The organism is Pseudomonas weihenstephanensis (assembly GCF_016812185.1).
GTDB lineage: Bacteria > Pseudomonadota > Gammaproteobacteria > Pseudomonadales > Pseudomonadaceae > Aquipseudomonas > Aquipseudomonas weihenstephanensis.
This window is the reverse complement of the sequence record NZ_JAAEBV010000008.1, coordinates 25,524-49,967: the sequence shown is the minus strand read 5'-3', so window position 1 is coordinate 49,967 and position 24,444 is coordinate 25,524. Positions and strand designations below refer to the sequence as shown.

Below are 24,444 nucleotides of genomic sequence, written 5' to 3'. Positions count from 1 at the left end.
CGTGCACTACCCCAAACAGGTTAGTGCGCAGCCCAGAGATGCTACCCTGCGCGCCTCAAAGATCTGGCAACCAGCCAGGCAACATCTCCCCGTGCCGGCGCCAGCGTGCACAGGCCAGCAGGCGCGGGGCTGTTCAGGAGTGTTCATGGTCAAGCCTTCGCCGCGTCTTGCATTCAATGCCTTGAGTTTCAGCCTGCTGGTCACCAGCGCCGTGCAAACGGCTCACGCCGGTGAAACCGAGTTACCCGCCATTTCGGTCACCGGCCAGGACAGCATGGGCTATCAGGCCGACACGGCATCGGTCGGCGGGTTTGACGCGGCACCGTTGCTCGACACCCCGGCTTCGATTTCGGTGTTCAATGAGGCGCTGATCAACGACCAACAGGCGCGCCTGCTCAGCGACGTGTTAAAAAATGACGCGTCGGTCGGCGAAAGCTATGCCCCCATCGGTTATTACCAGAACTTTGTCGTGCGCGGTTTCTCGCTGAACGCGGCCAGCAGCTACAAAATCAACGGGCGCACCATCGCTGGCGAGCAAAACGTCGGGCTTGAGAACAAGCAGCAAGTGGAACTGCTCAAAGGCCTTTCTGGCTTGCAAACCGGCATGTCGGAACCCGGCGGTTTGGTCAACTATGTGACCAAACGCGCAGCCGATGTGCGCTCGGTAACGGTGTCCACCGACGAGCGTGGTAGCGGTTACATCGCCACCGACGTCGGCGGCTGGTTTGGCAGTGAGCAACAATTTGGCCTGCGCGCCAACGTGGCCCATGAAGACATCCACTCTTACGTTGAGCACGCCAATGGCCAGCGCGATTTCGTGTCGCTGGCCTTCGATTGGAACATCAGCCCTGATGCGCTGCTGCAACTGGATGTCGAATACCAGACCAAAGAACAACGTTCAGTGCCCGGTTACCAACTGCTGGGCGGCACTGAACTGCCCCATGACGCCTCGCCAAAAAAACTGCTGGGCCATCAAAGCGGCTCAAAGCCCGTCACCATCGACTCGCTGAACATGAACGGCAACTTTGAGTACCGCTTCAGCGACAACTGGAAAGGCACCCTCAGCGCCTCACGCAGCAAAGTGGTGATCGACGACTACAGCGCCTTTGCCTGGGGCGGATGCGCGACAGGCGACGCGTGCTCACAAGGCAACTATTTCACCCCGGAAGGCGGCTACGACATTTACGACTTCCGCAGCCCCGATGACACTCGGCGCAACGACGAGGCCCAAGCCACCCTCAGCGGCAGTTTCAATACGGGCGGCCTGCGCCATGAATTGACGGTGGGCAGCAGCGCCTTGCGCCGCGTAGTGAATAACCGCACCTCGATCATGGAGTGGATCGGCAGCGCTAATATCAACGCCGAACCCGCAGACTACCCGCGCTACAACGGTGCCTTGAACGACAGCCACCGACGCCTCGACAGCCGCCAATATGGGGTGTTCTTCAACGATCGCATCAGCTTCAACGAGCAATGGCAAACCGTATTGGGCGGGCGTGAAGTACGCCTGGATGAAAAAACCTTCGACGACAGCGGTGACACCACGCGCCACACCCAACGCTACGAATTCCTGCCGCAGGCAGCGCTGATCTACAAACCGCTGCACAACCTGTCGCTCTACACCCGCTACAGCAAAGGCTTGTCGCTGGGTGGCACGGCGCCGTGGTTTGCCAGCAATGCCTTCGAGATCCTGGCGCCCAGTGTGTCGCGCCAGATCGAAGCCGGGCTCAAGTACGACTGGCAGCGCCTGAGCCTCAGCGCCACGCTGTTCCAGATGCGCCAGGCGTACTCGTATTCGCAACCCGATGGCGCTGGCCACTTCACCTACGTGCAGCAGGGCGAGCAGAAAAACACCGGCCTGGAATTGGCGGCTAACGGCTGGGTGACTCAGCGCTTGCAGGTGTCTGCAAGTGTTGCGGCCATCCGCTCACGGGTATCGGGTAGCGGCACGCCCGAGTACGAGGGCCATCAAACCCTCAACGTCCCGACCCTGCGCGCCAGCCTCTATGGCGATTACGCCCTGCCGTGGGTCGATGGCCTGGCGCTGCTCGGCGGCGTGCAATACAGCGGCAAAAAATACGCCAACCAACAGGGCAACGTGCAGGCGGCCAGTTATGCGGTGTTCAACATGGGTAGCCGCTACAGCACCCGCATCGAAGGGTACGACACGGTGTTTCGCCTGACCGTCGACAACCTGTTCGACAAGCGTTACTGGCGCGATGTCGGCGACTACATGGGCGACAACTACGTGTTCCAGGGCGCACCGCTAACAGCCCGGTTGAGTGCTTCAATCGATTTTTAAGCTTCACGCGTGCACTGCGCTTTGAATCTCGCGTGGGTGACACTGGCCAGCTATCACGCGGGTCAGCAGGTCCCGCTAAATCAACAAGGACTTTAGCGCATAGAGCGCTCAACCTATTAAGGCCTGATAGACAGATTGGTTCCTTTAGGTCTGTACGCACAGGTATTTGAACTCTCGGTGGCAGAATCACAGACTTGCAAACAACCGCCCCCCTGCGGAAATTGAGCACTGAGGGTCAACGTGTCGCCATAGATCGGAGTCACGGCCGTGAATTGCCGTTCGCAACGAACATCGGGACTGAACGCCAACGTTATCGATTCATGCCCTACGCGGGTACGGTAGTTCAACGCAAAACTGTGTGTGCTGTGCCAGCCACTGCGTGACGGCAACACAAAGCGATAGTTGAGGTCATCGAGTTTCTCGCCGCGCACGTCAGTAAAGCTCCAGTCGATGTGCATGGTCGGAACCCAATAAGGCACCGGCAGTATCGTTAAGGCCATGTGAAACCTCAGGTCCAGTACCGGGTTTTTTTTAAAGGAACTGAACTCCAGGCGCGGGTTGCTGCTAGCGAACTGTTTAACGAGATCGCCCTGTGGAGGTGAGTAGTCAGGCGAACGACTGAAGCGCACATCCAGTTGCAGCTCCGTTTGGTCTTTCGGAACATCCCGGGAAAATAATTTTTTATCCGAGTTGGCCCTGTTAAACGCACAACTTGCCAACATCAGACACACCAGGACAGTGAACACTGCTCGCGCGCAGTGAGAAAAAATAAACATGGCTCAGCATCCCTTCTTTATCAAAACCGACGTCCTGCCAAGCCCTTCTAACTGGCACGATGACCCCATCCACCGCAGGTGCTCTGCAAACCAGATGACACGTGATTCCTCCTCATAGCGTCGCGGTTCAAAGTCTCGCATTCCCGCTTCAAACGCCTTGCGACCTTGGGCAGTGGCCGTTTGCGATAGGGGCCAGAGGTGCCGAGCTGAGTCTTCATCCGTCAGCGGAAAAAAACTTTGACGCCCATCCTGAGTGGCGGTGGTCAATCCCTTATGGGTTATATAAGCACCGCAGCGATTGTCAGGGGAGACAGCTACCAGCGTGCCCGCAACATCACATCGCCAATCCGAATTAGCATCAAACCAAAGCACCTGCCCCGTGTTGGTTAACAATGCCCGGCCATTGTCAGGAAAAATCAATACGTCCGGCCGTCCCGGTTGCACCACCCCAAGATCGGGACGCCCAAAACTTTTAGAACGACTCAATACACGCGACAGAGGGACACCGTGCTGCACCCTGATCAGTACAGTGCCTACGGCGGTATCGCCAACAGTCGTGGCCAGCAGCATCGGCTGGCCTTCTTGGCGGGCAGGCAGGACTTTGAGTTGGTGGATCTCTCTGGCCCCCAAGGGAGAGTATTCCTGCCCCTGAAAGAACAGCGATATACGTTGCATTTCAGGAGGAATCACATCGCCACGCATATAAGCGTATTTGGCGGAAGCCAACATCGAAAAATCACCGCCCAACGGTGTTGGCCTTGTGGGGCTGTCTGGAGCCGCCGCAACCGATGAACTCAGGACCCAACTCAATAGTGCGGATAGGGCTAAACTTTTTTTCCGTGTCAACAAACGCATCATATTTCCTTATATGCAACCGCTAACGTCCCTTCAAACTCCTGCGCACGAGAGTTGTACACGTTTAACCCTTCAATACTTGAGTGAGTCACGTACGCGCAGAGAGCGGACGCCCGCAAACATAACACTTCCCTGCGCATCAAGCTCTGATGGAGGTTCTGTTTGCGGTGGCCAGTGGCCGAATGACGTGGCTTTACAGACCCGTAGCCCCCAGTACTTTCTTTTGTGCGTCGCTTTTACATTTCTGTGCGACAGATCGCATTTGAGGGGCTGCCTGCGCGACGATGGGGTGTTAGCTTGGAAAAGTTTTGTAGCAACTTAACCACCGACTCACTCATTACCTGCAAAGGAATGCCCATCGCAATGGATTTCTCCCTGAAAAAACTGGCTGCGGCCACCTTGGTACTGGCGGCCTTGTCCTCGTTCACCAGCGTCGCCAACGCCAACATCACCCCGCAACAAAGCGCGGCGATTTTGAAAAGCTTCAATGACGCTTCGATCAACGACTTCAGGCAGTTCGTGACTGTCCTGAGCAAAAGCGAGCTGGCGAAGACCGATAACCTCGGCGCGACCCTCGACGCTTTTCTCGCCAACAAGCCGCTTAACGCTGAACAGCAAAACGAGATTCATCGCCTGCTGGGCTTGTATACGCGCGTGAAGTACGGCAAGGCCGCAACCGAAACGCTGCGTGAATTGGTGGCAATCCCCACCGTGACGGTCGAGGGCGTGGCGCAACATGAAAACCCTGAATTCATCAAAATCGCCGACAAGATCAAAAGCCTGGCCGAGAGTTTTGGCCTGAAGTTTCGCAACGTCGATAACCGCGTCTATGAGATCTCCCTCGACGGCAACGGCGATGAAGTGGTGGGCATTCACGCCCATGCCGATGTGGTACCCGTCACCCCTGAAAACTGGGTGCTCAAAGACGGCACACGCCTTGATCCGTTCAAGGTCACGCTGATCGGTGACCGCATGTACGGCCGCGGCACAGAAGATGACAAGAACGGTATCGTGGTCACCCTTTACGCCATGAAGGTGATCAAAGAAGAAAAACTGCCGCTGGCGCGCAACTTCAAGCTGCTGGTCGATACCACCGAAGAGACTTCGGGCGACGCCATGCCGTACTACTTCGAGCATAACCCGACGCCCCAGTACAACTTGGCGCTGGACGGTGGCTACCCGGTGGTGATTGCAGAAAAGGGCTACGGCACCGTCATGGCCAACTTCGCGCGCCGCGACGGTCTGGGCCAGGGCGCTGAAATCATCTCGTTGACGGGCGGCATGGCCACCAACCAGATTCCATCGACGTCGGTGGCCACCTTGGTGACGGACAAACCGGCCGAATTGGCTGGCGAGTTGAACAAAGCCGGGGCCGAGTATGCCAAGCGCAATGGCGGTGACTTCGAGGTAAACGCCAAGGTCGTCGGCAAGGACGTACTCCTGACCGTCACAGGCGTATCCGCCCACTCGTCCGAGCCTGAATCGGGGGTCAACCCTGTCGCGCGCATGCTCGACTTCATTCACGGTCTGAACGGCAAAGTCGCGCTCAAGTCCAACCACATCACCGACGCTGCGCGTTATGCGTCCGAAAATTGGGGGCTGGATTACACCGGCGAAAAACTCGGCGTCGGGTTCAAGGATGCCTTCATGGGGCCGTTGACCACCTCGCTGACCTATGTCGGCCTGGATGACAAAGGCTTGAAACTGGCGGTTAACCTGCGCGTGCCAAAAGGCAAGTCACCCGAGGTGCTGAAGAAAGAAATCGCCGACAAACTCGGCGCCTGGAGCGCCAGCACGAAAACCCCGGTGACCTTCGATTACACCATCGCTGAGCCGATGTATCGCAACCCTGAAGGTGAGTGGGTCAAGGCGCTGCTGGCCGTCGCCACCGAAAACCTGGGCCTGGAGCATAAGTTCGAGTCGTCGGCAGGCGCCACCTCGGTGCACGACCTGCCCAACGGCGTGCAATTTGGCCTGGCCATGCCTAACGTCAAATACACCGGGCACACTGACAACGAGTTCAAGACTGTTGAGCAGTTCATGCTGGACCTGCAAATTGTCACCGAAATGATGGGCCGTATCGGGCAGCTGCCTAACCTGTAAACGCAAAGAAGGCCCGCCACGGCTTGAGGATCAACTCATTGCCCTGGCGGGCCCTGCCATCAGCAACCGCTCAAAGCCACCTGAGGGCGCTCGCCGGCAAAGAAAAACGGACGCAGGCGCACACCCACGCTGTTGCCAATAAATGCCGCGACTAACCACGCCCAGCCATGCAGGCTGCCCGAGGCGATGCCACTGAAATACGCGCCAATGTTGCAACCGTAGGCCATACGCGACCCATACCCCAACAACAGCCCCCCGATGACAGCCGCCAACAGCGCACGCGCCGGGATTTTCAGGCTGGGTGCGAATCGCCCTGCCAGTCCAGCCGCCATTAAAGCGCCCAGAATGATGCCGACGTTCATCACGCTGGTGACGTCTTGCCACACGGGTGCGGCCAGCGCCTTGGCATTCCCGGGGATCTGCCAGAACCCCCAACTGCTGACATCGACTCCCAGCGCAGTGACCGCTTTGGCCCCCCACAACGCGAACGCCGAGGTGATGCCCCACGGCCGCCCGGCCAGCGCCAGCGTGGCGTAATTGAGCAGCGCTAACCCAATCGCCCCCCAGACCAAGGGCCACGGCCCGCGCAAGAAGCGGCGTAGCCCCGGCTGCTGGCTGGCCACCGGGACTTCAAGTGCACCATGACGACGCTTTTCCAGGTGTACCGTGACCGCCGCAATCAAGGCAAAGACGGCCAGGCTCACGAGCAATGCGGGCACGACCCCAAAGCTTTTGACGATGGAGGTGGCCGGGAACGACGGCAGTGAAAACCACCAGTCAACGTGATGAGTGGCGATCAATGACCCGCAGATAAAAAACAACAATGTCACCAGCATGCGCGCATTACCGCCACCGACCGTGAACAGCGTACCCGATGCGCAGCCCCCGCCCAGTTGCATGCCGATGCCGAAAATAAACGCACCCACCACCACCGACACCCCGATGGGCGCTACCAATCCGACCACCGGCTGACCGAACAACGTTCCCGCAGCCAGTGCCGGGAAGAACAACACCACCGCCACCGCCAGCATCACCATTTGCGCACGCAAGCCGGCGCCACGCCGATCATTGATAAACACCCGCCAGGCCGAGGTAAAACCGAAAGCCGCGTGATAAAGCGTCAGCCCTAGCGCCGCCCCGACCACCAGCAATAACACTTGACGTGAGCCGACGCTGTTTTGCAAAAACACGGCCCCCAGCAACAGCAAAATAAAAGCCACCAGCGGCGCAACCGCCGTGCGCGCCGGGGTCATAGAGAGGGAACGGCTCATGAGGTATCTCGGTTCGTTTGAATAAGGTTAATTGCGTTGGCGGCCAGTATAAGCCTGAGGACGGGCTCATTGCCGTGCAAATGCGCGTCGAGGGATGTTTGATCGACTTCGTACAATTCAGTCGTACCACCGCGGCTCTTTTTCGGTCGAACTGTCAACTTTGACAGTAGCCAGTCTGCTCTTGCCTCCTGCTAGATAGGTTCGATGGCTACCTATCTGATATTGAACTGGAGCACTACCGGATGACTAAAAGACTGCCTGATACGCTCACTGACCTGCACACTATCGCTGCCAACCCCGAACTGCCCTACCCAACCATCAGGCATGCATCCAACAACAACTTGCTGTACCCCCTTGATGCCAAAGAGGGAACTGTAGCGACCATTACCGTTGAGGGCCTGCAGGATGCTCCGGTTACTCTGTACTGGGTGATCAAGGATCAGGCATTGCCCACGTTCCAGCCGATTGTGGTAACTGGCAGCAGCAGGGACAGTGTCGAGGTTCAAATACCTTGGGAATATGTGAGCACCTGCATAGGTCACACGGTACTGATCTGGTACACCGCCAAGGTGAGTGGCAGAGTTAAGGAATCATTGGTGCTGGAGTTAGAGATCCAGGACGTGCGAGAAGCAGATTTGCGCGCATCGCTGCCAGTATTTGAACACGCCAAACCCAATAGCCCCACGGATCCTACGGTTGTGTTGGATATGTTCAAGTTTCAAGGGGATGAAACGATCAGCCTCAAGGCATGGCCGATGATTCAAGCCGGGCAGCGATTGTTTATCACCATTGCGGGTGACCAGCATGTGACACCGTATCAATTCATTTGGGTGGCATTTGACCACCTGGTAACAGAGGCCGAAGCGACAGCCGACCATGTTTTCAGGTTCACTCTGTCCCGTGCTTGGATGGGGCGCCGAATGGACTATTCCTCCTTGACTACCCACTTGGGCGTTATATGGGACGGTGTTGACCCGATCCTTCCGGTACCCAATGATCCTGTGCATGAAAATCCGCTGCCGCTCAATGCTCAAGACTTTCACCTGCGCACGACCACACTCTTACGCGTGGACCCGGCGCTGGACTTACCACCACCGCACCTCAAGGAGTCAGTGGATTGCGCAGAACAAGGGTGGATGGTTAACCCGGTCAATACGGTTAAGGGTGCGCACATCGTCATTACTTACGATGGCATAGAAGCTGGAGATATTGTTTGCCCTGCGTTTATTGGCACCTCGGGGCCGGGATCACCCGTACTCGAGTGCCGAACGGTGCAGGATAACGAAACCAGCCTTGAATTTGTTGTGCCAGCCTCGGCGATCAGTGCCAATTTTGGTCAACCGATTACCTTGACTTACACCGTCAGTGTCAACGGTATCGAGGTGACGTCGCCAGAACGCGTGGTGAACGTTCTCAATGTCAGTCGCTTACCCTTGCCCGAGGTTGAGCAGGCCACCGGTAAAACACTGGATCTCAATACATTCGCCGGTGACGCTGATGCCAGCGTTATGCCGTGGCCCTACATAACACTAGAACAACCGTGTTGGTTATGGGTGACGGGTGAGCTTGAAGACGGCACACCCTACAGCTTTGAGGTTTTGGAAGGCGTACCCGTCAGTGCCCAGTGGCTGGCAGAGGGGGTCAATACGCCCTTGCCTCGGAACGAGTTGCAAAAGTTGGCCGATTGCCAACCCTTCCACGTGCACTTTGCAGTTAACTTCAATGGCCTGAAAGATAAAGCCAGCGCGACGAAATTCCCTCTGTTGACGCTGGGCATGGTTCAAGAAAACCTAGTGCTGCCAGTTCCAGCTGTCCTACAAGCCGTGGGCTCAGATCTGACGATTTGGAACGGCCGCGACGGTGTGACCGTACGGGTAGCGTACGAACGAATCAGCGAACACCAGACAATTAATGTGCAATGGACCCAACCGGACGGCACGCATCTATCGCTGGCGCCAAAAACTGGCAACCGTGAAGCGGGCCATGTCGATTTCGACATCCCCAGAGAGGCAGTCATTCACGGCGCGGGTAAACAAACCCTGATCCGCTACACCGTTACCAGTGCCTGCAAGATGGCATCGTCCGAAACCCTGACGTTGAATATCAGCGGGCCAGTTCGCTTACCTACCCCCGTCGTGCCCCAAGCGACACCGCCAGCTACCCAGAATGGAATTCTGGATATCCGCACGTTCGCCGGGGATGCCACCATCACTGTCAATGACAACACCTACGAAGAGGCCTGGTGGTTTGCACTGGCAGGGCAACGGGTCTGGTTGCGTGGTGACGGGACGTTGAAGAGCGGAGCCCCCTACACCATCAATGTGTATCTGGGCACCGTCATTACGCCTGCCGAAGTCTATGCAGGCCTTACGGCTGCCTTGAAACGCACTGAGCTATTAATGTTGAAAAACGAGAGTCCATTGATCTTTACCTGCAAAGTAACCGCCGATGGCAGCACTCATGAAAACCAAGCGGTGGTTTTCCCTGTGTTGCAATTGATCGTACGCTCAGGTTTCAAAGACTTCACACCCTTTACAGCCGGTTGGAACGGCTGGATTGCAGGTTCGGCAGCCAATGGGGAAATGAAGTCCTACCATCACCAGGGCAAAAGCTGTGTGGCCAATGGGACGGCCAGCACTGGTGGCGTGGGCGTTGTTTTGTACAAAGACCTAACGGGGCTTGAAGCTGGCGCGCAATACGATTTCAGCCTCCTCGCATGCACCCTCAACGGAGCAGCTCCCCTGCCAAAATTATCGCTAAAAACCCGTGAGACCGAGAATGTTACAACCATTAAGACCTTTAACTCGAGGTCATGGACACCGCTCAAAGGGAGCTTTATTGCAACCGCAACTTCAATGCGACTGGAGATTCATGGTCACGAACCGCAAGGCGCCACCGGCAACGATTACGCTATCACTGACATTCTGATTACCGGGTAGCGTTTAAAAGCTGTTTACCCTCATAAAATGCTCCGGCCTTTGGCTGGAGCATTTTTTCATACGCATGATCGTTTCCGGCAACTTGAATCGCCCAGCGTCCCATCTTTTTTGGTCACACGGGTGAAGGGACCGGCTATCGGTAACTAAACTGATACAAATCATGTAGGAAGCGCGCTCTGAACTTGTAGTCATTGGCGCAGACTGCGATAAGGTGCGCCGTAAATCCGGGTTAAATCCTCAGCAAAACCTTCGCCACCGAACGCAGCGTTCGGTGGCGGCTAAAAAGACGGATCAGGCCACGTTGACGTCGCCACCGGTTCAATTAACACCCTCAGGAATTATCAATATGTGCGTGGTTATTGCATGAAGTGGCTCAAGGGCATATTACTGGGCACCGCCCTGCTTGCAGTGGGCGCGGTTGGGCTAGGGTTGTTTTACTTTCTGCCCCAACACGATGTGGTGATGGTCACGGGCGTGGAAGTCAAACGGGTCGATCACAACGGCGTGATCAACGCAGAAAACCCCGCTGACGGCCCGACCCGGGATGTTTACTTCATCAACACTGAAGACCCGGTCACCAAAGAGGTGATGGTGTATCGCAATGAGGACACGGGCTGGTCCTTTCCGTGGTATTTCAAGTTCGACTCAGCTGACATCCAGGCCAAGGCCCAAGGGTATTCGCGCGATGCCAACCAACTGGCCTTGATTCGTTACTACGGCTGGCGCATCAAGATTTTCTCGGTGTTCCCCAACATCACTGCGATCGAAGCCACCAACAGCCGCACTGAACCCTTCCCCTGGTTCAATACAGTGTTTTTCAGCGTGCTGGCGCTGGTCCTGATTTGCCTGGCGGTCTTTATCAAGCGCCGTTTGAAGCGTCGTCCGCAAATGCTGGCCAATTGATCCATGCGCCCCTGACCGGGGCGCCTCCCCCGGTATAAGGCGACCTTTGAGTGGCCAGGCACTACTAAGCGCCCACAGTGGATTACCTGCGATCAGGGCCGTAGCCCAGTCTGAAAAAGCCCGCACCCGTAGCGATAAATCACGGGGCGGGAGCTGCCCCATGCGGACTCGGCTTCGGGCGTTTAGACGCACGAACGGGCGCTTCGCACGATCACTGCGCAGCCGAAACGAGCACAGGCTATTGATCGGTGACGGATACATCGTTGAGCACCGGGCTAATCCAGCGCACTCAAGAATGACGAATAAGGCGCTTAACCTCCAAAGAGCTGACGCACTTTTGCAGAATCGGCGTGTCCGCTTTGTTCAAGAGCAAGGAAGTATCGCAGTTGCCATTGCTGTGTTCTGACGGCTTCTTTGGCGACAGGTTTGACCCACGGTGGATAAACCCGGATAGCGCGCTTACCGCCTTTACCGTTAATCGCCATGATGCCTTTTGATGCCAGTATCTTGAGGTCGAACACAAACTGTCCGCGATGCCTTGCGTCGAACACACTCACCACAACAAAAGCTGCGCCATCATCGATATCCAGAGGTGCAATGATGCTGTCGGACGTTCGGCGCTTCCAGAGCGTGACGAACTGTCCAATCTTCGTCGGCGTTGTTTTAGCCACACGAAAAACAATGGTATGCCCATCAAGGCCAAAGCGCGAAGCACCGTACTGCGCACTTTCAGCCTCGCGTTGAGCCTGCCCCGTCAATTGCATGCCCGCCGGCGTGTACACCTTCTGGATAGCAGCCATCAGATCGTTCGGAACATGGCCGAGGGCTGGGTCAGGCGCACCGGCATAGTTTGTGTACTGTTCAGTTAAATCGACTTTCAACACGAGCAACTCCTAAATTACTCAATGACCCTACGGTCCACGCCAGCACATAGGCCAGGCCTCCAACATGCCGATGCTCACCGCATGTGTTGTTAGCCAGCCGATGATGGTACACAAACGCAGAACACGGCCACAGCCCAATTTTGCCGAACATTGCGAGCAGATCAGCCCGCAAGCTGCCCCGCTGCTGTGCTCACCTTAGTACCATTATTCGCCGCGTCTAAAGCCCTGAACCTACTTCATCAAGCGCCCACAGCGGGTCATTGGCCATCAGCGCTGTTACCCCATCGGTAAAGGCACGCACCCTGGCGCCGAGATTACCGAACAACAGCAGGTACAGCTCATGGCGTTACATCGATTTAAGCAGTCTTTGCACGAGGTATTGGCACCTTCGAAAGCGACCTCTGAGCAGCTGTCACTTCGATTGCCTTACCCCCCCGGTGAGGCAAATACCGATCGGGCATTGCTGGCCGGGCTGAACACAGCCGTCACCACCAGCATCGACACAACAGCCACCACCAGTACCCACCAGGCACTGACAAAGCTGCCTGTCAGTTCACGAAGCCAGCCCGTCAGCCAAGGTGATAGTGCATTAACCAGAAACCCCGCCCCTTGCACGAAGCTGGCTAGCTGCCCCGCCTCGCGCGGCTGGCGGCAATGATCGAGGATCAAAATCAGGCTCAAGGCAAAACAGGCACCCAGACCGAAACCGATCAAGGCCACCCACAGGTGCGGCGAATCAAGCGGCCACATCACCAGCCCGACATAACCCAGCGCCTGTGCGCACAGACTGATTGCCAACAGCGGGCGCCGGTCAATACTGCGGTGCGCCAGGGCTGGCATCACCAGGGCGGCGATCACCTGAAACACGGTCATGAACGCCAGCAGCGAACCGCTGTGTGCCGCGCTCCAGCCCATTTGCACAAAATACGCAGGCAGCCAGGCAACCATGCTCATGTAGCCGCAGTTCACCAGGCCGAAGTACAACGCCAACAGCCACGCCCGGCGTGTGTGCCAAGGCCGTGTACCGGCCCCGGCGGCCTCAGGCAGTACGCTGGCACCAAGGGGCAGCCGCCACCACATCACCAGTGCCACCAGCGCCGGAACCAGCCAGATTCCCAACCCGCTTTGCCAATGATTGAAATGATCCGCCACCCGTGGGCTGACCAGTGCCGCCAATCCCCCGCCTGCCATCAGCGAGGCGCTGTACACCCCCAAAGCCAGGGCAATGCGATGCGGGAACTGGCGCTTGATCAGTACCGGCACCAGAACCTGAATCAACGCCACCCCCGCACCTCCCAACAAGGCCGTGGCCAGCAGGCTTGGGGCGTGCGTCCCATAGAACCGCCACAGGCATGCGCCCAGAATCAGCGTCAGCCCCAAAGCCACACCATAGCGTTCACCCACACGGGCTTGCACGCGCACCCCGAGCAGCGCCACCAGGCCCATGCAAATCACGGGTAGGCTGGTCAACCAGGCGCTGCTTTGAAAGCTCATGCCGGTGTCGGCACGAATGTCCATCAGCAGCGGGCTGACAGAGCTGAGGATCGGGCGCAGATTCAGGCCCAGCACGACCAGCAACGCCCAATGAGCGAACTCGCGAAAAGCGGCTTTATCTGCCTGCATGACGAGCCTGCCAATCGCGATAAATCTGCTCAATGCCCGGTTGCGCCAGATGCCGTACAGGCAACGTTTGCTCGCACACAGGGTGCGCCAATTGCTGATAGATCGCCTCCGTAGACAGGCCGAATGGTGCGCCCTGCTGGTTAGTGGCGCCAAACACCACCCTGGCGACACCGCTCAGGTACATCGCGCTCAAGCACATGGGGCAAGGCTGCCCGCTGGCGTAGATCACGCAATCATCCAGACGCGCACCGAGTTGCTGGCTGGCTGCCCGTATGACTAGCAGCTCTGCGTGGGCGGTAGGGTCCTGACTGACATGAATGGTGTTGGCTGCTTCAGCCAGCACCTGGTCGTGTTTAACCAGCACAGCGCCAAAAGGCCGGCCACCACCAGACACGTTTTCGGCGGCCAGTTGCACCGCACGTTGCAGGTAATGCTCATCGTTATGCATAACAACTCCAGATCGCGTATCAGTTTGCGCCAGCCTCGCGCAGCAAGTGCGCGATAACGTGTTGGCCGCGTTTTTGCGCCTGTTGCAACGGGGTCATGCCCTCGTTGTCAGGCAGGTTCAAATCGGCGCCCGCCTCGATCAGTTGGGTGACGATATGCTGGTGCGCGGGGCCGCCATCGGACAGTACGATGGCTTCCATCAGGCAGGTCCACCCCAGGCGGTTGACATGATTGAGGTCCACGCCCGCTGCAATCAGCAAGCGCACGGTTTCTACATGACCGCGTTCACAGGCCGGGATCAACGCGGTGCCGCCGTAACGGTTGGTACTCTTCAGATCGGCGCCGTGCGCCAGCGCAAGCTCAAGGATTTCGTTGCGCCCCCTTGCGCCTGCCAGCAAGTAGGGGCTGTCACGGATCAAGTTTTTCTGGTTAACGTTGGCCCCCGCCTCGATTAAGGCCTGAGCAATCCCGATGTGGTTAGCGCGTGTTGCAAGCAACAGCGCACTGCTGCCATCCAGTGACGAGGCGTTGACATCTGTACCGTCTGCAATCAGTTGTTGCACTGTGTCCAGCTCACCGTTTTTCACCGCGCCAAGCAGTGTGGTGTCATTTGCCATGACTGCTCCCGTCATCAACCACCCCGCTACCCACACTGCGTATTTGCCTGTCAGGGAACCCATGCTCACTCCCTCTTATCAATTTCATGAAAAGCCAGTATGGTCACCGCTCCAGGCATTCTGAAATTAAATATAAACATGCCTTTCAGTGGCTTTGTGAATGGCGGTAACAATGTTTGATCCCTTGCTCTTGCGCAGTTTTGTCGCTGTCGTGGATTGCGCTAATTTCACCCGGGCGGCTCAACGCCTGCATCTCACCCAATCCACGGTCAGCCAGCAAATACGACGTTTGGAAGACAGCCTTGGCTGCAAGCTGCTCGACCGCGAACAACGCCGGGTGATGGCCACCCCCGAAGGCGAGCGCCTGCTGGTTTACGCGCGCCGCATTCTGGCCCTGCAAGAGGAAGCCCGAGAGGTGCTTCTGGATGTAAAAAGCGAGGGGGTGCTACGCCTGGGTGTACCTGAAGACTTTGCGGCCGAACGCCTGATGCCGATCCTTTCGCGCTTCGGCCGCGAGCACCCCGGTGTACGCTTGGAAGTCACCAGCGGCTTGGGGCCGGAGCTGATGCGGCTCTATCGTCAAGGCGAGTTTGACTTGCTACTGGTCAAGCAGATGGGACAAGACGCGGACTGCCTGGCCTCCTGGCCGGAACGCATGTGCTGGGTAGACAGCCGCTCAACCCCCGCCTTGGCGCGTGATCCCTTGCCACTGGTTGTGTTTCCGGTCGGTGGTTTGTACCGCAATGAAATGCTGCATCACTTGGAGATGGGCGGATGGCGCTGGCGCATCAACTACTCAAGTGCCAGTCTGGCCAGTGTCTGTGCAGCGGTGGCTGCGGGGCTGGGCATCAGTTTGCTGCCCAAGCGGGTCATCCGGGCAGACCATCAGATACTCGAAGCGAGCTGTGGCCTGCCTGATATTCAAGGGGTATTTCTGGCGCTCTACGGCCTTAACGGACTCAGCCACGCGGGCAATCTGTTGAAGCACCAACTGATAGACCTGTGCCAAGCACTCGCTCAACCCCAATCAGCCTGAACGCTTTTTGGCCGCTGGCGATATCGCGCCTGAGGGTGAGGCTCCAAACAACAGGCCGTGCGATGTAAACACACCGCACGCCCTTGGATGTCGCGGCTGAAACCTTCAAGCACCGAGCCGCGGATACTCTTCTTATGCCGCCAGCCTGCGGCACAAAGTACGTGCAGGTGACGTGCGCAGCATTTTTGACGGGCTACGGCAAAACCACCCTGCTGATGCAATGGCACGAGGTTTTGCGCCAACAGGCTCCCGAGACGGGAGTGGCCTGGCTGTCACTGGATGAGGCCGATGGCGAACCGAACCGCTTTCTTGCCTACCTGATTCTGGCCCTTAACCATGCTGGTATTGAACTGGCGCACTTGCCTCATCTGGCCGCGTCGCAGGCACTGGATGTTCAGCCGCAACGCACCCTGCATGCGTTGCGCCAGGCACTTGCCCGCGAGAACCGCGCAATCACACTGGTTCTGGATGACTATCACCTCGCTGCCAGCCCTGAGGTGGCCGATATTCTGGACCCGTTGATAGAGCAAGCAGCTTCGTGGCTGCGCTGGATGGTCGCCAGCCGCACACGCCCGCACTGGCCGCTATCACGCTGGAAAGCCAAGGGTTGGGTGCACGAAGTCAGTGCGATGCTCTATCTGAGCAACTTCGCCCTGGCCTTTTTTAGTCTGGGTGCCTGGGGTGTCTGGGGCACATGGATTGCCGAGTTTTACCCCACGCGGCAGCGCACCATTGGTTACGGCTGGGCAATTCTGGCGCAACGCGTCGCCAACATCCTGGCCCCCTCCGTGATCGGCATGCTGGCACTGCTCATTCCCGAAACCGAAGGCAAAACCCTGGAGTGACAGGGGTCCACACGCTATTTCACACAAATTGATTCGGCAGCCACTGACATCATCGTCTTGGGGGAATGCGCTTGAATAGCGGTTGAAGCAGGGATGCCCGCCGCTCCAACGGCTTCAACAAGCCCTTCAAAACATGACACCCCCGCTGACCAGAGACGGAACTCACTATGGACAAAGCCCCACAGGTGAAGGGGCTGACCCTCACCATGCATCGCGGCCCTTACCAGAACAACGGCGCTACACCCTGGTACTCGACCCTACACATCGGCACACCCAAACAACCGTTGAAGCTGGCGCTGGACTCTGGCACCAATATCACATGGGTAACCTCCACCCTCTGCGCGCCTGATCGCTGCCAGCACTCCAGTGGAGGGCGATTTGACTATCAGGCGTCCAGCAGTTTCAGCTTCACCGACTGCTTGCAAAGACCTTATAGCTTCGGACCGTGGGGGACTCTACAGGTCGAGTCGGGGGATGACGTGCTGACACTCAACCAGACGACGCTGGCCAGCCAGCTTCTGCTGGCAAGTGACTATGCCGGTGCACAATTCCACCAATTGGACTGGGACGGAGGCATTGGCTTTCCTAGTAGCAGCGCCTATGTCGACAGTCGCAGCACGTTCGTGTTCGAAGCGCTGATGAACGCCGGGGAAATTGACCCCAAACAACCTTTCATCGCTTTCGATTGGGATCGCGTTTCAGGGCAAGGCCAGTGCCAGTTCGCATCTGTCGATACCAGCAAGACTCAAGGCCCTCATCTGTTCCTGCCCTGGGCGCTCTACAGCAAGGTGCCTGGCGTGGAGTACATTTGGTCCACACCCTTGACCACCTACTCGGTCGGAGGCGTTGTGTTGGCGCAGGACATCACCTTTGCGCTGGACTCCGGCTCCTCACGGTTCAAAGGCGACGACCGACTTATGCGCCAGACCCTGAAGCGGATCGCTCAAGGTGGCTGCCCGGATGTAGTGCTCGGCTTTGCTGATGGTGAGATCACTCTCGGGGCTGACCTTTACCACGTATTAATCGAAGAAGGGCCTGACAAAGGCCAAACACTGCCTCAATTTGAACCCCTTGGGCTGGCCGACCTGGTGCTGGTGGGTTCGGTGGTCATGGAGCATTGCTATACCGTTTATGAATACCGGGTCAAGCAATGCCGTCCCGGGCAGTATTCATTGGCTCCCGTTGGCGTATGGCTCTACAACCGCCCGGACAGACCCAAAATCATCACACGCTCGTCTTCGCGCCAATTCGATACCGCGCCCAGGCTACTCGCCTGCGAAAAGCCAACACTTGACTGCGCACCCAAGGCTCAAGTGCCACTTATACCCATGTCCGCGGCTGGCATCTGGAAGAATGACTACGGCTCGATCATGACGCTCACCGCGCAAGGGAGTCGACTCTCTGGCAGCTATGAATCCTCGACTGGCTCCACTGGAAAATACCCGCTCAGCGGTTATCAAGTACTTGCCGACGCCCAACAGGACCACGGCTGTGCGATAACACTGGCCATCGAATGGTATTCGCTAGACAAAGGTTCGCCTGACCCCAGCTGGCACTGGACCTCAGGATTATGCGGACAACTCTACCGGGTGAAGGGTGAGGATACCTTGGTGCTGTCGCACCTGCTGGTTGCCAGCAGCGGCTTTCCAGGGCTTGCCGACGCAGGAACCTACCTCGATAAGCTGACCTACCGCAGGGTTACCCACGAACCAGACAAGTGCCTGCCTGTCCAAGCATCGTCACTGCCAAAGATTAAGGACCGTCTAAGCGGCGTCTGGCTGGCCGCCGATGGGAGCCGCCTGGATCTAGGCGTCCATGCCTGCGACCAGCATGATTGGGGCTACGTTAGCGGCAGGCTGCTTTTGGATAAGGGCGAGACTGAGGTTTGCGGTTTTACCGACATCAATGCCCAGACCGATGGCCTTGCATTGCAATCGGTCAGTTTGGCAGCGCTCATACGCTCGAACACTACAGCCTTGTCCTTTTCAGGCTCAATCGACCTCAAACTCAACGTTTTGAACGTCCTGGTCATGCTCAGCGCGCCCACTCCTGCTGCGCACAGCTATATGCAGACTCAAGTGAAACCGCTTACGTTCTTGCGCCAAGAAAAACAGGACTGGATTCTGGGCAGAAACCCGTAGCTGAAGACCAGTTCACCTGGTAGGCAAGGCAGGACTGAGCCGCATGGCAAATACCACTGGCCCTGGAACCTGGCCACAACACATCACGCCTCAGCGGGCATTTCTTCGCCGCGAACGGGTTCGGGTTCAGCCGCGAGTTTCATGCGGTCAGCTTTGCTGATGTACTTCACCTTGTTTTTCGGTGCCAATTTGGCACTGGCTTTTTTAGCGTGAGCCTTCAAGAGTTGCGTTATTTTTTTTCGACGATTCATATTTCAGTACTCAACGTGCCTGCTCGGAAGGACGTCCATTTAAAAAATTTACCCGACACGGTGTGTCAGTGGCCGGTGCGGGCGCCACTGACACTGACGGAATCAGTCCGAACCGTATTTGGGCGATCGAGGCCCATACAGGATCCCGGTGCGCTGGCCAGCCGAGAGCAATCGAGCACTGGCTACACCCGCAATAGGGTGTGCGGCATCTGTGGAGCTGTTAATCACCTGCTTGACCGCAGCCGTGATCAACATACCGATAATGCCTCCTCCGTTGCCGTTGCCCTCTTCGCTGGAAGCGCGCGCCACACCGGTCCACAACGTGGTGCCCGTTTTCAGGTCCACCAGTTTTGCCGTGGCCGTGACAGCGGTGTCACTGGCGATCAGCATGTAGCGCGTGCCGTACTCAGTGACGGTGATGTAAAGCCCAGCGTCCGCGCCAAAGATTTCCTGCAACTTGGCCGGTGATACCGCCTGAATATCATTGGCCGTGGTCAGCCCGTTCTGGCGGAAAGTTTCATCCACCAATGCAATCGGCAGCACGTAGTAGCCCGCCTCGGCCAACGGGTACGTAACCTGCGACACCAGGCTGTAAGAGGCCTGGATTTCGGGAGACTCGTTGATCGGTGGCAGTACCAGGATGCTTTTCGGACGGCTTTGTTTAAACGCCGCGTAGTCGATGGTTTTGGGGGCTGCGCAGCCGCCCAGCAAGGCCAGGCTCAACAACACCGCTAAATAACGCGCACTCATTTGGTATCTCCGGCCTTGGCGTTCTTGAGCAAGAAGTCCATGTAAGGCCCGGACTCGGGAAACAAGGCTTTTTCAGTGCGAAACTGCTGCACCATCTGATCATCCTTGCCCATCGACAGGTACAACATGCCCAAATGCGCGTGATAACCGGGCGGAGCTGAACGACCGCTGGCATTGATCTTTTGCAGATCGCGCTCCAGTGCCTCGACCTGCTGCTCCTTGGGTTCACCCTTGAAGTATTCGTACACCTGCGGCTGATAGCTTTCCCACTGATACAGCGGTTTGGGCGCGGTTTGGCAACCGGCCACTATCATGAATCCTGCCAGCATCAGCGACAACTTGACTGCCTTGCTCATCCTTGTACTGCTCCTTGATGCATCACTGATCAGTTAGAGCGCGGGTTCCAGGCGCCAGCGTTGATACCGTCTACCAAATGATTGATCGCTTCACGCATGGCCAGATCCAGCACCTTGCCGTTGAGTGTGGAGTCATAGCTGGCAGTGCCGCCAAAACCCACGATTTCACGATTGGACAAGGCATATTCACCTGCACCCTGAGTCGAATAGACCACTTCTGAGGTGCTGATGTTGACGATGTTCAGGTTGACCTTGGCGTAAGCCACCTGCGTTTTACCGCGACCCAGCAAACCGAATAATTGACGGTCGCCGGTTTCCTTGCGACCGAACTCGGTCACATCGCCAGTCACGACGTAATCCGCGCCTTTGAGCTTTTGGGCCTGGCCTTTGATTACAGCTTCCTGGGCGATTTCGCCCATATTGTCGCGGTCCAGCACGCTGAAGCGGTTGGTCTGCTGCAAGTGGGTGATCAAGATGGTCTTGGCTTGTCCGCCGAGGCGGTCGACACCATCAGAAAAAATGCCGCGCATGTAACTGGAGCGGTTATCGAACTTGCCCACCGCAATTGGCACGCGCACACCGTGGTACGCAACGCTGGCACTGGCGACTTTTTCAATGGGTAATGCGCGCGAGCTTTCAGTGGCACAACCGGCCAGCGCAAAAAAACCAACCACGGCGGTGCTTGTCAGCAGGGTTTTGAACAGTGTTTTCACTGGATACTCCTTTAAGGAAAACGGGGTACCTGGTATTTCGCACGGCCGAACGCTGCCATCTCGCCGACGTTTGCCCACGACAGGCACAGGCCATTGCGGGCGTGGAACGCGCGGCGCGCCAAATGAACATCGGGGCATTTTAAGAGGGGCGCACAAACGGATATGGCGCAAGGCTTAAGGCTGACCAGGTACTGTCTTGCTGAGTTCTTCACGCATGAGGGCTCAGAAAGCGCGCGGACAATACCAAACTGACCTGTCAGCTACAACTTGCCGCTACTTTCCTGATAGCGGATGCCGAAAGCCGTTGACCACGATATACAGCAGCGGACCTATCGAGACGAACACCGCCGTCAGCAGAAAATAAGGCCATACAGTAACGATCGGACGCCCCTTCGAGCGAGCATCGCGATACATCCAGACACAGGCCATGCCACCCAACAAATACAAGTCAATCACCACCTGAGCCGTATCGGGTTTGGACATAAGTTGCAGGCCGAAATCAATCAGGAATTGGTCGGCCCGCCCCCGCCATGCCGGAGGTGTTGAGCGATGAGCTGCCACCGCTGGTGATGAGCAGGTCAACTCTCAACAGGGCGAGCTGAACTTCCTGTCTACCTTCACAACATTTGGCATGCCGCAGGATGTCACGGTGACCTCCTTGCGCATCGAGCACCTGATACCGGCTGACCCGCACACGTGGCACACCATGCGCCGAGCGTATGAGCAGGCCAGTCAGTAAAGTGTGACATCCCTTAGCGAACCAGCATGGCCGCACCGGCTGCCACCATGATCGCGGCGGCACCGCGAAACAATCGCTGTTGCGCGCGCAGGCTCGACAGCAGGTGACGAATACGCACCGCACCAAAAACAAACAGTGCCCCGACACTCAGTAGCACCAGCACCGTTAACGGCACCAGCATCAACCCCCACGTCGCCAGTGATACGTTTTCAAGGTTGATCACCAACGGCAGCAAGGCCAGGTAAAACGCAATGGTTTTAGGGTTGCCCAAGGTGATGGTCAAACCTGAGACCGCCGCTGACAGCAGTTCTTTACGCTTCACAGGCTTACCGACTTCAATCGCCTGATGATCGGCAAACCAGAATTGCCAGGCCAGATAGAACAGATACAGCGCAGCCCCCCAACGCACCAATTGGAACAGCTCGTTAAAGTGCTCAGCGATCATCGCCAGGCCAAACACGGCAAATGACAGGTACGTCAAATCCCCCAGAATCAAACCAAACAACAAACAAAACCCGGTCAGTGCTCCGCCACTGACACTTCTGGCCACCAGCGCAGCCATGCCTGGCCCCGGAATGGCTGCGGCGATACCTAATGCCGCGCTGTAGGTGAGTACCTGTGTCAAATCGAGCATAGCGTTCCCCCTCGGGACATAAATTATACGTAGGGCCAGGGCTCAAACCGGTCTGTGTCGTCAGCCCGATGAGGCGAGCCACTGGCGGATTACCTCACGGGAAAACACCAGGTCCTGAACCGCCAACCCTACGGACTTGAAGAGTGTGACGCCCCCTTCCTCCCGCCAACGTCGATCAGTCGGCACAGCACCGATTTCAGTGCCCACGCCCTGCGGGTTCAAAACGCCTTGGTTGACCGCTTTGATCACGCATTCACTGGCGGCCAACACCGACTGATTGCAATCGGTGAACAGAAGGCTGTCTTGGTACACATCTTCATGCAGCTCCTGAAACCCCAGCGCCGATGAGCCGATTGCGTTGACGTGGCAGTGCCTGGGCAAATCACTGCGCCTGATGATCGGTGACCTGGCGGCCGTGGTCAGGCACACAATGTCGCGGTCATGGACCGCCTCTGCGGCGCTGGCACATACGCTCACCGCCAGATCGCAGGTGCTCTGAATCCATTGGCCCAATTCACGGGTGGCTCGCGGGTTGCGGCCCCAAATTGAAACGTGCTTGATCGGCCTTACGCTTTGCATGGCCAACAAATGAGCACGCGCTTGTAGCCCGGTGCCGAGTATGGCGAGACGTGAAGCCTGCGCATTTGCCAGCAAGTCGGTGGCATAGGCCGAAGCCGACGCGGTGCGAACCTGCGTGATTGCACCGGCATCCACGGCCACCACGGGTGGCGCACCGGGTTCGTCATAGATCAACACACTGCCACTGTGCGACGGGCCTTTGGCGGCCTCCCCCAACTTGACCACCACGGACTTCAGGCCGAAGCCCTGATAAGGGCCGGACTTGATGTACGCAGGCATGACGCCCATCAATTGCTGTTCAGCGCCCCTGACAATCGTGCGTAAAGGCTGTTCGACTTGCCCAGTTGCGTGCAATTTGAAAGCGATCTCGCTCAATTTCAGGCTCAGCGCATCATTGAGCAGGTGCGTGACCGAGTGGCTGTCCAGGTACAGCATCAATCAACCTCCGCTCGCCTGTTTGAAACCTTTAAACCCCGCCCATTGGAACGCGGTGTCGATTTCGGTGCCGGCAATGGCATTGACAATCGTCGACATGTTTTTCTGTGACACACCGAGCACCACATCCAGCATGTTTTGCTGGCTGAAACCGGCACGCAATACCGCATCAATAGCGGCCTGGCCCAAATGCCCGCGCGCATGGATCACCTCAAGCGTAAAGCTGCGCAGAGCCGTCAATTGCGGGCTTAAACGGCTCGGGTCATGGGCGATGGCATCCACGACTGCCGCGTCCACCCCGTTGGACAGTGCGATGAATGCATGCGCCTGCACCGTGTACTCACAGCTGTTTTCAACCCCGGTGGTTATCCACACCAGTGCTTTGTGCTCCTCACTCAAGGAGCTGTCGATAAACAGGTCATGGGCGTTTTGATAAGCCGCGAGTAACGACGGCGACTCAGACATGTAAGCGCTCTGATTAGGAATCCAGCCAAAATTATCGATAGAGCTTTGCAGCAACGGCTTGCTCTTGTGCGGCGTCGAGTCCAGGGTGTGGCGTTTCAATACAGTCATGACAACCTCTACTTTTATTCTTGGGAGTGAGCGCAACGCTCAATTGCAATGCACGTTGCCTTCCATGCCTAACGCGCTCCACTGGGTATAAGCGAACACTGACCACAGCATGCGGATGGGGCGTGTGCTGGAGACAAAGTTCAAACCGTGCAGGGCGGCGGCAACTTCAGTGGTCAGCGCCACGTCCACTTCACCCCGGGCCGCGGCGCCAGCGGCGGCACTGGTGGACAGCGCAAGAATCACTGAGTCCACCTCAAGCCCCTCTGGCAACAGTTCTTCAATCAGCATCATTGGCGCGGGGTGAGTGGCCACCGTCAGTTTTTTGGTCGTCAGCGGCCCTTTGCTGGCCAAGCCATAAAGTGGCGTATCGAAGACAAACGTCGCCACCAGCGCCAACCGGGGGTCCATGTAGAAATGATTGATCTGCTGATAGGCATTGGCCACGATCATGACCGCCGGCACCTGTTCCACCAGGCTTGAACGCGCCTGTTCATACGAGTCGCACAGGTTGACCTGGACCTGAGCCCCGGGGTATTGGCGCCCAAACCACTGAGTGAAGAAATGGGCGGCGGCTTCGCTGCTGGTCCCGTTGGGCCCTAGCGTATTGATCACCAATTGACGCCAATCAACCACACCCACATTCATGAAATTTCTGTCCATGTTCATGACGCT

The 24,444-nt window shown here is 57.3% G+C and carries 22 protein-coding genes and 2 pseudogenes; 8 read left to right on the top strand and 16 right to left on the bottom strand.

The genetic code is table 11. From position 1 onward, the window contains the following. Positions 1-145: 145 nt before the first annotated feature. Positions 146-2,302 carry a TonB-dependent siderophore receptor gene (locus GYN01_RS20485; protein WP_048402490.1) on the top strand — a complete coding sequence of 719 codons (2,157 nt, stop codon included), beginning with the start codon at positions 146-148 and terminating at the stop codon, positions 2,300-2,302. Positions 2,303-2,418: 116 nt separating this feature from the next. On the opposite strand, the gene GYN01_RS20480 is transcribed toward GYN01_RS20485, so the two are convergent. Both GYN01_RS20480 and GYN01_RS20475 read right to left on the bottom strand, forming a co-directional pair. Continuing rightward, positions 2,419-3,024 carry a hypothetical protein gene (locus tag GYN01_RS20480; protein WP_203307689.1) on the bottom strand — a complete coding sequence of 202 codons (606 nt, stop codon included), beginning with the start codon at positions 3,022-3,024 and terminating at the stop codon, positions 2,419-2,421. Between the two features lie 57 nt (positions 3,025-3,081). Then, positions 3,082-3,933, bottom strand: coding sequence for a hypothetical protein (locus GYN01_RS20475; RefSeq protein ID WP_053221380.1), 852 nt, complete (start codon positions 3,931-3,933; stop codon positions 3,082-3,084). Between the two features lie 363 nt (positions 3,934-4,296). Here GYN01_RS20475 and GYN01_RS20470 point away from each other — a divergent pair, with 363 nt between their 5' ends. Then, complete coding sequence (locus GYN01_RS20470; RefSeq protein ID WP_203307688.1) at positions 4,297-6,036, top strand: dipeptidase; 1,740 nt, start codon at positions 4,297-4,299, stop codon at positions 6,034-6,036. A 59-nt stretch (positions 6,037-6,095) separates the two neighbouring features. Here the strand turns inward: GYN01_RS20470 and GYN01_RS20465 are convergent, their stop codons facing one another. Then, positions 6,096-7,307, bottom strand: a complete 1,212-nt coding sequence (locus GYN01_RS20465; protein ID WP_048365862.1) for a YeeE/YedE family protein — start codon at positions 7,305-7,307, stop codon at positions 6,096-6,098. A gap of 242 nt (positions 7,308-7,549) precedes the next feature. On the opposite strand from GYN01_RS20465, the gene GYN01_RS20460 reads away from it, so the two are divergent. Both GYN01_RS20460 and GYN01_RS20455 read left to right on the top strand, forming a co-directional pair. Further along, a complete protein-coding gene (locus GYN01_RS20460; RefSeq protein WP_048402492.1) occupies positions 7,550-10,246 on the top strand; it encodes a carbohydrate binding domain-containing protein in 2,697 nt (898 codons plus the stop codon). Positions 10,247-10,609: 363 nt separating this feature from the next. After that, positions 10,610-11,149, top strand: coding sequence for a DUF1523 family protein (locus tag GYN01_RS20455; protein WP_048365864.1), 540 nt, complete (start codon positions 10,610-10,612; stop codon positions 11,147-11,149). 311 nt (positions 11,150-11,460) lie between these two features. On the opposite strand, the gene GYN01_RS20450 is transcribed toward GYN01_RS20455, so the two are convergent. From GYN01_RS20450 to GYN01_RS20435, 4 genes are all read right to left on the bottom strand, one after another. Then, entirely contained in the window at positions 11,461-12,033 is a 573-nt protein-coding gene (locus GYN01_RS20450; RefSeq protein WP_241485763.1) for a MepB family protein, read from the bottom strand. A 426-nt stretch (positions 12,034-12,459) separates the two neighbouring features. Continuing rightward, the gene (locus GYN01_RS20445; protein ID WP_203307687.1) at positions 12,460-13,656 is read right to left on the bottom strand and encodes a CynX/NimT family MFS transporter; all 1,197 of its coding nucleotides are present in this window, start codon (positions 13,654-13,656) and stop codon (positions 12,460-12,462) included. Continuing rightward, positions 13,643-14,104 (bottom strand): nucleoside deaminase, encoded by a 462-nt coding sequence (locus GYN01_RS20440; protein ID WP_203307686.1) that lies wholly within the window; start codon positions 14,102-14,104, stop codon positions 13,643-13,645. Before GYN01_RS20440 ends, GYN01_RS20445 begins: the two co-directional genes overlap by 14 nt. A 19-nt stretch (positions 14,105-14,123) precedes the next feature. Beyond that, complete coding sequence (locus tag GYN01_RS20435) at positions 14,124-14,783, bottom strand: ankyrin repeat domain-containing protein (protein ID WP_203307685.1); 660 nt, start codon at positions 14,781-14,783, stop codon at positions 14,124-14,126. Positions 14,784-14,892: 109 nt separating this feature from the next. On the opposite strand from GYN01_RS20435, the gene GYN01_RS20430 reads away from it, so the two are divergent. The 3 genes from GYN01_RS20430 (at position 14,893) to GYN01_RS20420 (ending at position 18,742) form a co-directional block, all read left to right on the top strand. Beyond that, complete coding sequence (locus GYN01_RS20430) at positions 14,893-15,756, top strand: LysR family transcriptional regulator (protein ID WP_203307684.1); 864 nt, start codon at positions 14,893-14,895, stop codon at positions 15,754-15,756. A 134-nt stretch (positions 15,757-15,890) separates the two neighbouring features. Continuing rightward, on the top strand, positions 15,891-16,601 hold the full coding sequence (locus GYN01_RS22385; RefSeq protein ID WP_238936360.1) for a hypothetical protein: 711 nt from the start codon (positions 15,891-15,893) through the stop codon (positions 16,599-16,601). Positions 16,602-16,768: 167 nt separating this feature from the next. Further along, the gene (locus GYN01_RS20420) at positions 16,769-18,742 is read left to right on the top strand and encodes an avidin/streptavidin family protein (RefSeq protein ID WP_203307683.1); all 1,974 of its coding nucleotides are present in this window, start codon (positions 16,769-16,771) and stop codon (positions 18,740-18,742) included. An 83-nt stretch (positions 18,743-18,825) separates the two neighbouring features. On the opposite strand, the gene GYN01_RS20415 is transcribed toward GYN01_RS20420, so the two are convergent. From GYN01_RS20415 to GYN01_RS20395, 5 genes and pseudogenes are all read right to left on the bottom strand, one after another. Beyond that, positions 18,826-18,993 carry a DUF2986 domain-containing protein gene (locus tag GYN01_RS20415; RefSeq protein ID WP_082149442.1) on the bottom strand — a complete coding sequence of 56 codons (168 nt, stop codon included), beginning with the start codon at positions 18,991-18,993 and terminating at the stop codon, positions 18,826-18,828. Between the two features lie 102 nt (positions 18,994-19,095). Then, positions 19,096-19,743, bottom strand: coding sequence for a DUF799 domain-containing protein (locus GYN01_RS20410; RefSeq protein ID WP_048365871.1), 648 nt, complete (start codon positions 19,741-19,743; stop codon positions 19,096-19,098). Then, the gene (locus GYN01_RS20405) at positions 19,740-20,099 is read right to left on the bottom strand and encodes a DUF4810 domain-containing protein (RefSeq protein WP_048365872.1); all 360 of its coding nucleotides are present in this window, start codon (positions 20,097-20,099) and stop codon (positions 19,740-19,742) included. Before GYN01_RS20405 ends, GYN01_RS20410 begins: the two co-directional genes overlap by 4 nt. 29 nt (positions 20,100-20,128) lie before the next feature. Continuing rightward, on the bottom strand, positions 20,129-20,812 hold the full coding sequence (locus GYN01_RS20400; RefSeq protein ID WP_048402499.1) for a CsgG/HfaB family protein: 684 nt from the start codon (positions 20,810-20,812) through the stop codon (positions 20,129-20,131). A gap of 273 nt (positions 20,813-21,085) precedes the next feature. Further along, positions 21,086-21,331 (bottom strand): annotated as a pseudogene (locus GYN01_RS20395) (DUF2834 domain-containing protein); the annotation flags it as partial. On the opposite strand from GYN01_RS20395, the pseudogene GYN01_RS20390 reads away from it, so the two are divergent. After that, positions 21,331-21,551: pseudogene (locus tag GYN01_RS20390) on the top strand (helix-turn-helix domain-containing protein); the annotation flags it as partial. The pseudogenes GYN01_RS20395 and GYN01_RS20390 sit on opposite strands and share 1 nt — an antisense overlap. Before the next feature lie 13 nt (positions 21,552-21,564). Here the strand turns inward: GYN01_RS20390 and GYN01_RS20385 are convergent. From GYN01_RS20385 to GYN01_RS20370, 4 genes are read right to left on the bottom strand one after another with little or no spacing between them, the layout of a single operon-like run. Continuing rightward, positions 21,565-22,185 carry a LysE family translocator gene (locus GYN01_RS20385; protein WP_048402500.1) on the bottom strand — a complete coding sequence of 207 codons (621 nt, stop codon included), beginning with the start codon at positions 22,183-22,185 and terminating at the stop codon, positions 21,565-21,567. Between the two features lie 60 nt (positions 22,186-22,245). After that, the gene (locus tag GYN01_RS20380; RefSeq protein WP_203307682.1) at positions 22,246-23,199 is read right to left on the bottom strand and encodes an ornithine cyclodeaminase family protein; all 954 of its coding nucleotides are present in this window, start codon (positions 23,197-23,199) and stop codon (positions 22,246-22,248) included. Positions 23,200-23,202: 3 nt separating this feature from the next. After that, the gene (locus tag GYN01_RS20375) at positions 23,203-23,772 is read right to left on the bottom strand and encodes a carboxymuconolactone decarboxylase family protein (protein WP_048402502.1); all 570 of its coding nucleotides are present in this window, start codon (positions 23,770-23,772) and stop codon (positions 23,203-23,205) included. 39 nt (positions 23,773-23,811) lie between these two features. Beyond that, positions 23,812-24,432 (bottom strand): bacilysin biosynthesis protein BacA, encoded by a 621-nt coding sequence (locus GYN01_RS20370; RefSeq protein ID WP_048365920.1) that lies wholly within the window; start codon positions 24,430-24,432, stop codon positions 23,812-23,814. Positions 24,433-24,444 lie beyond the last annotated feature (12 nt).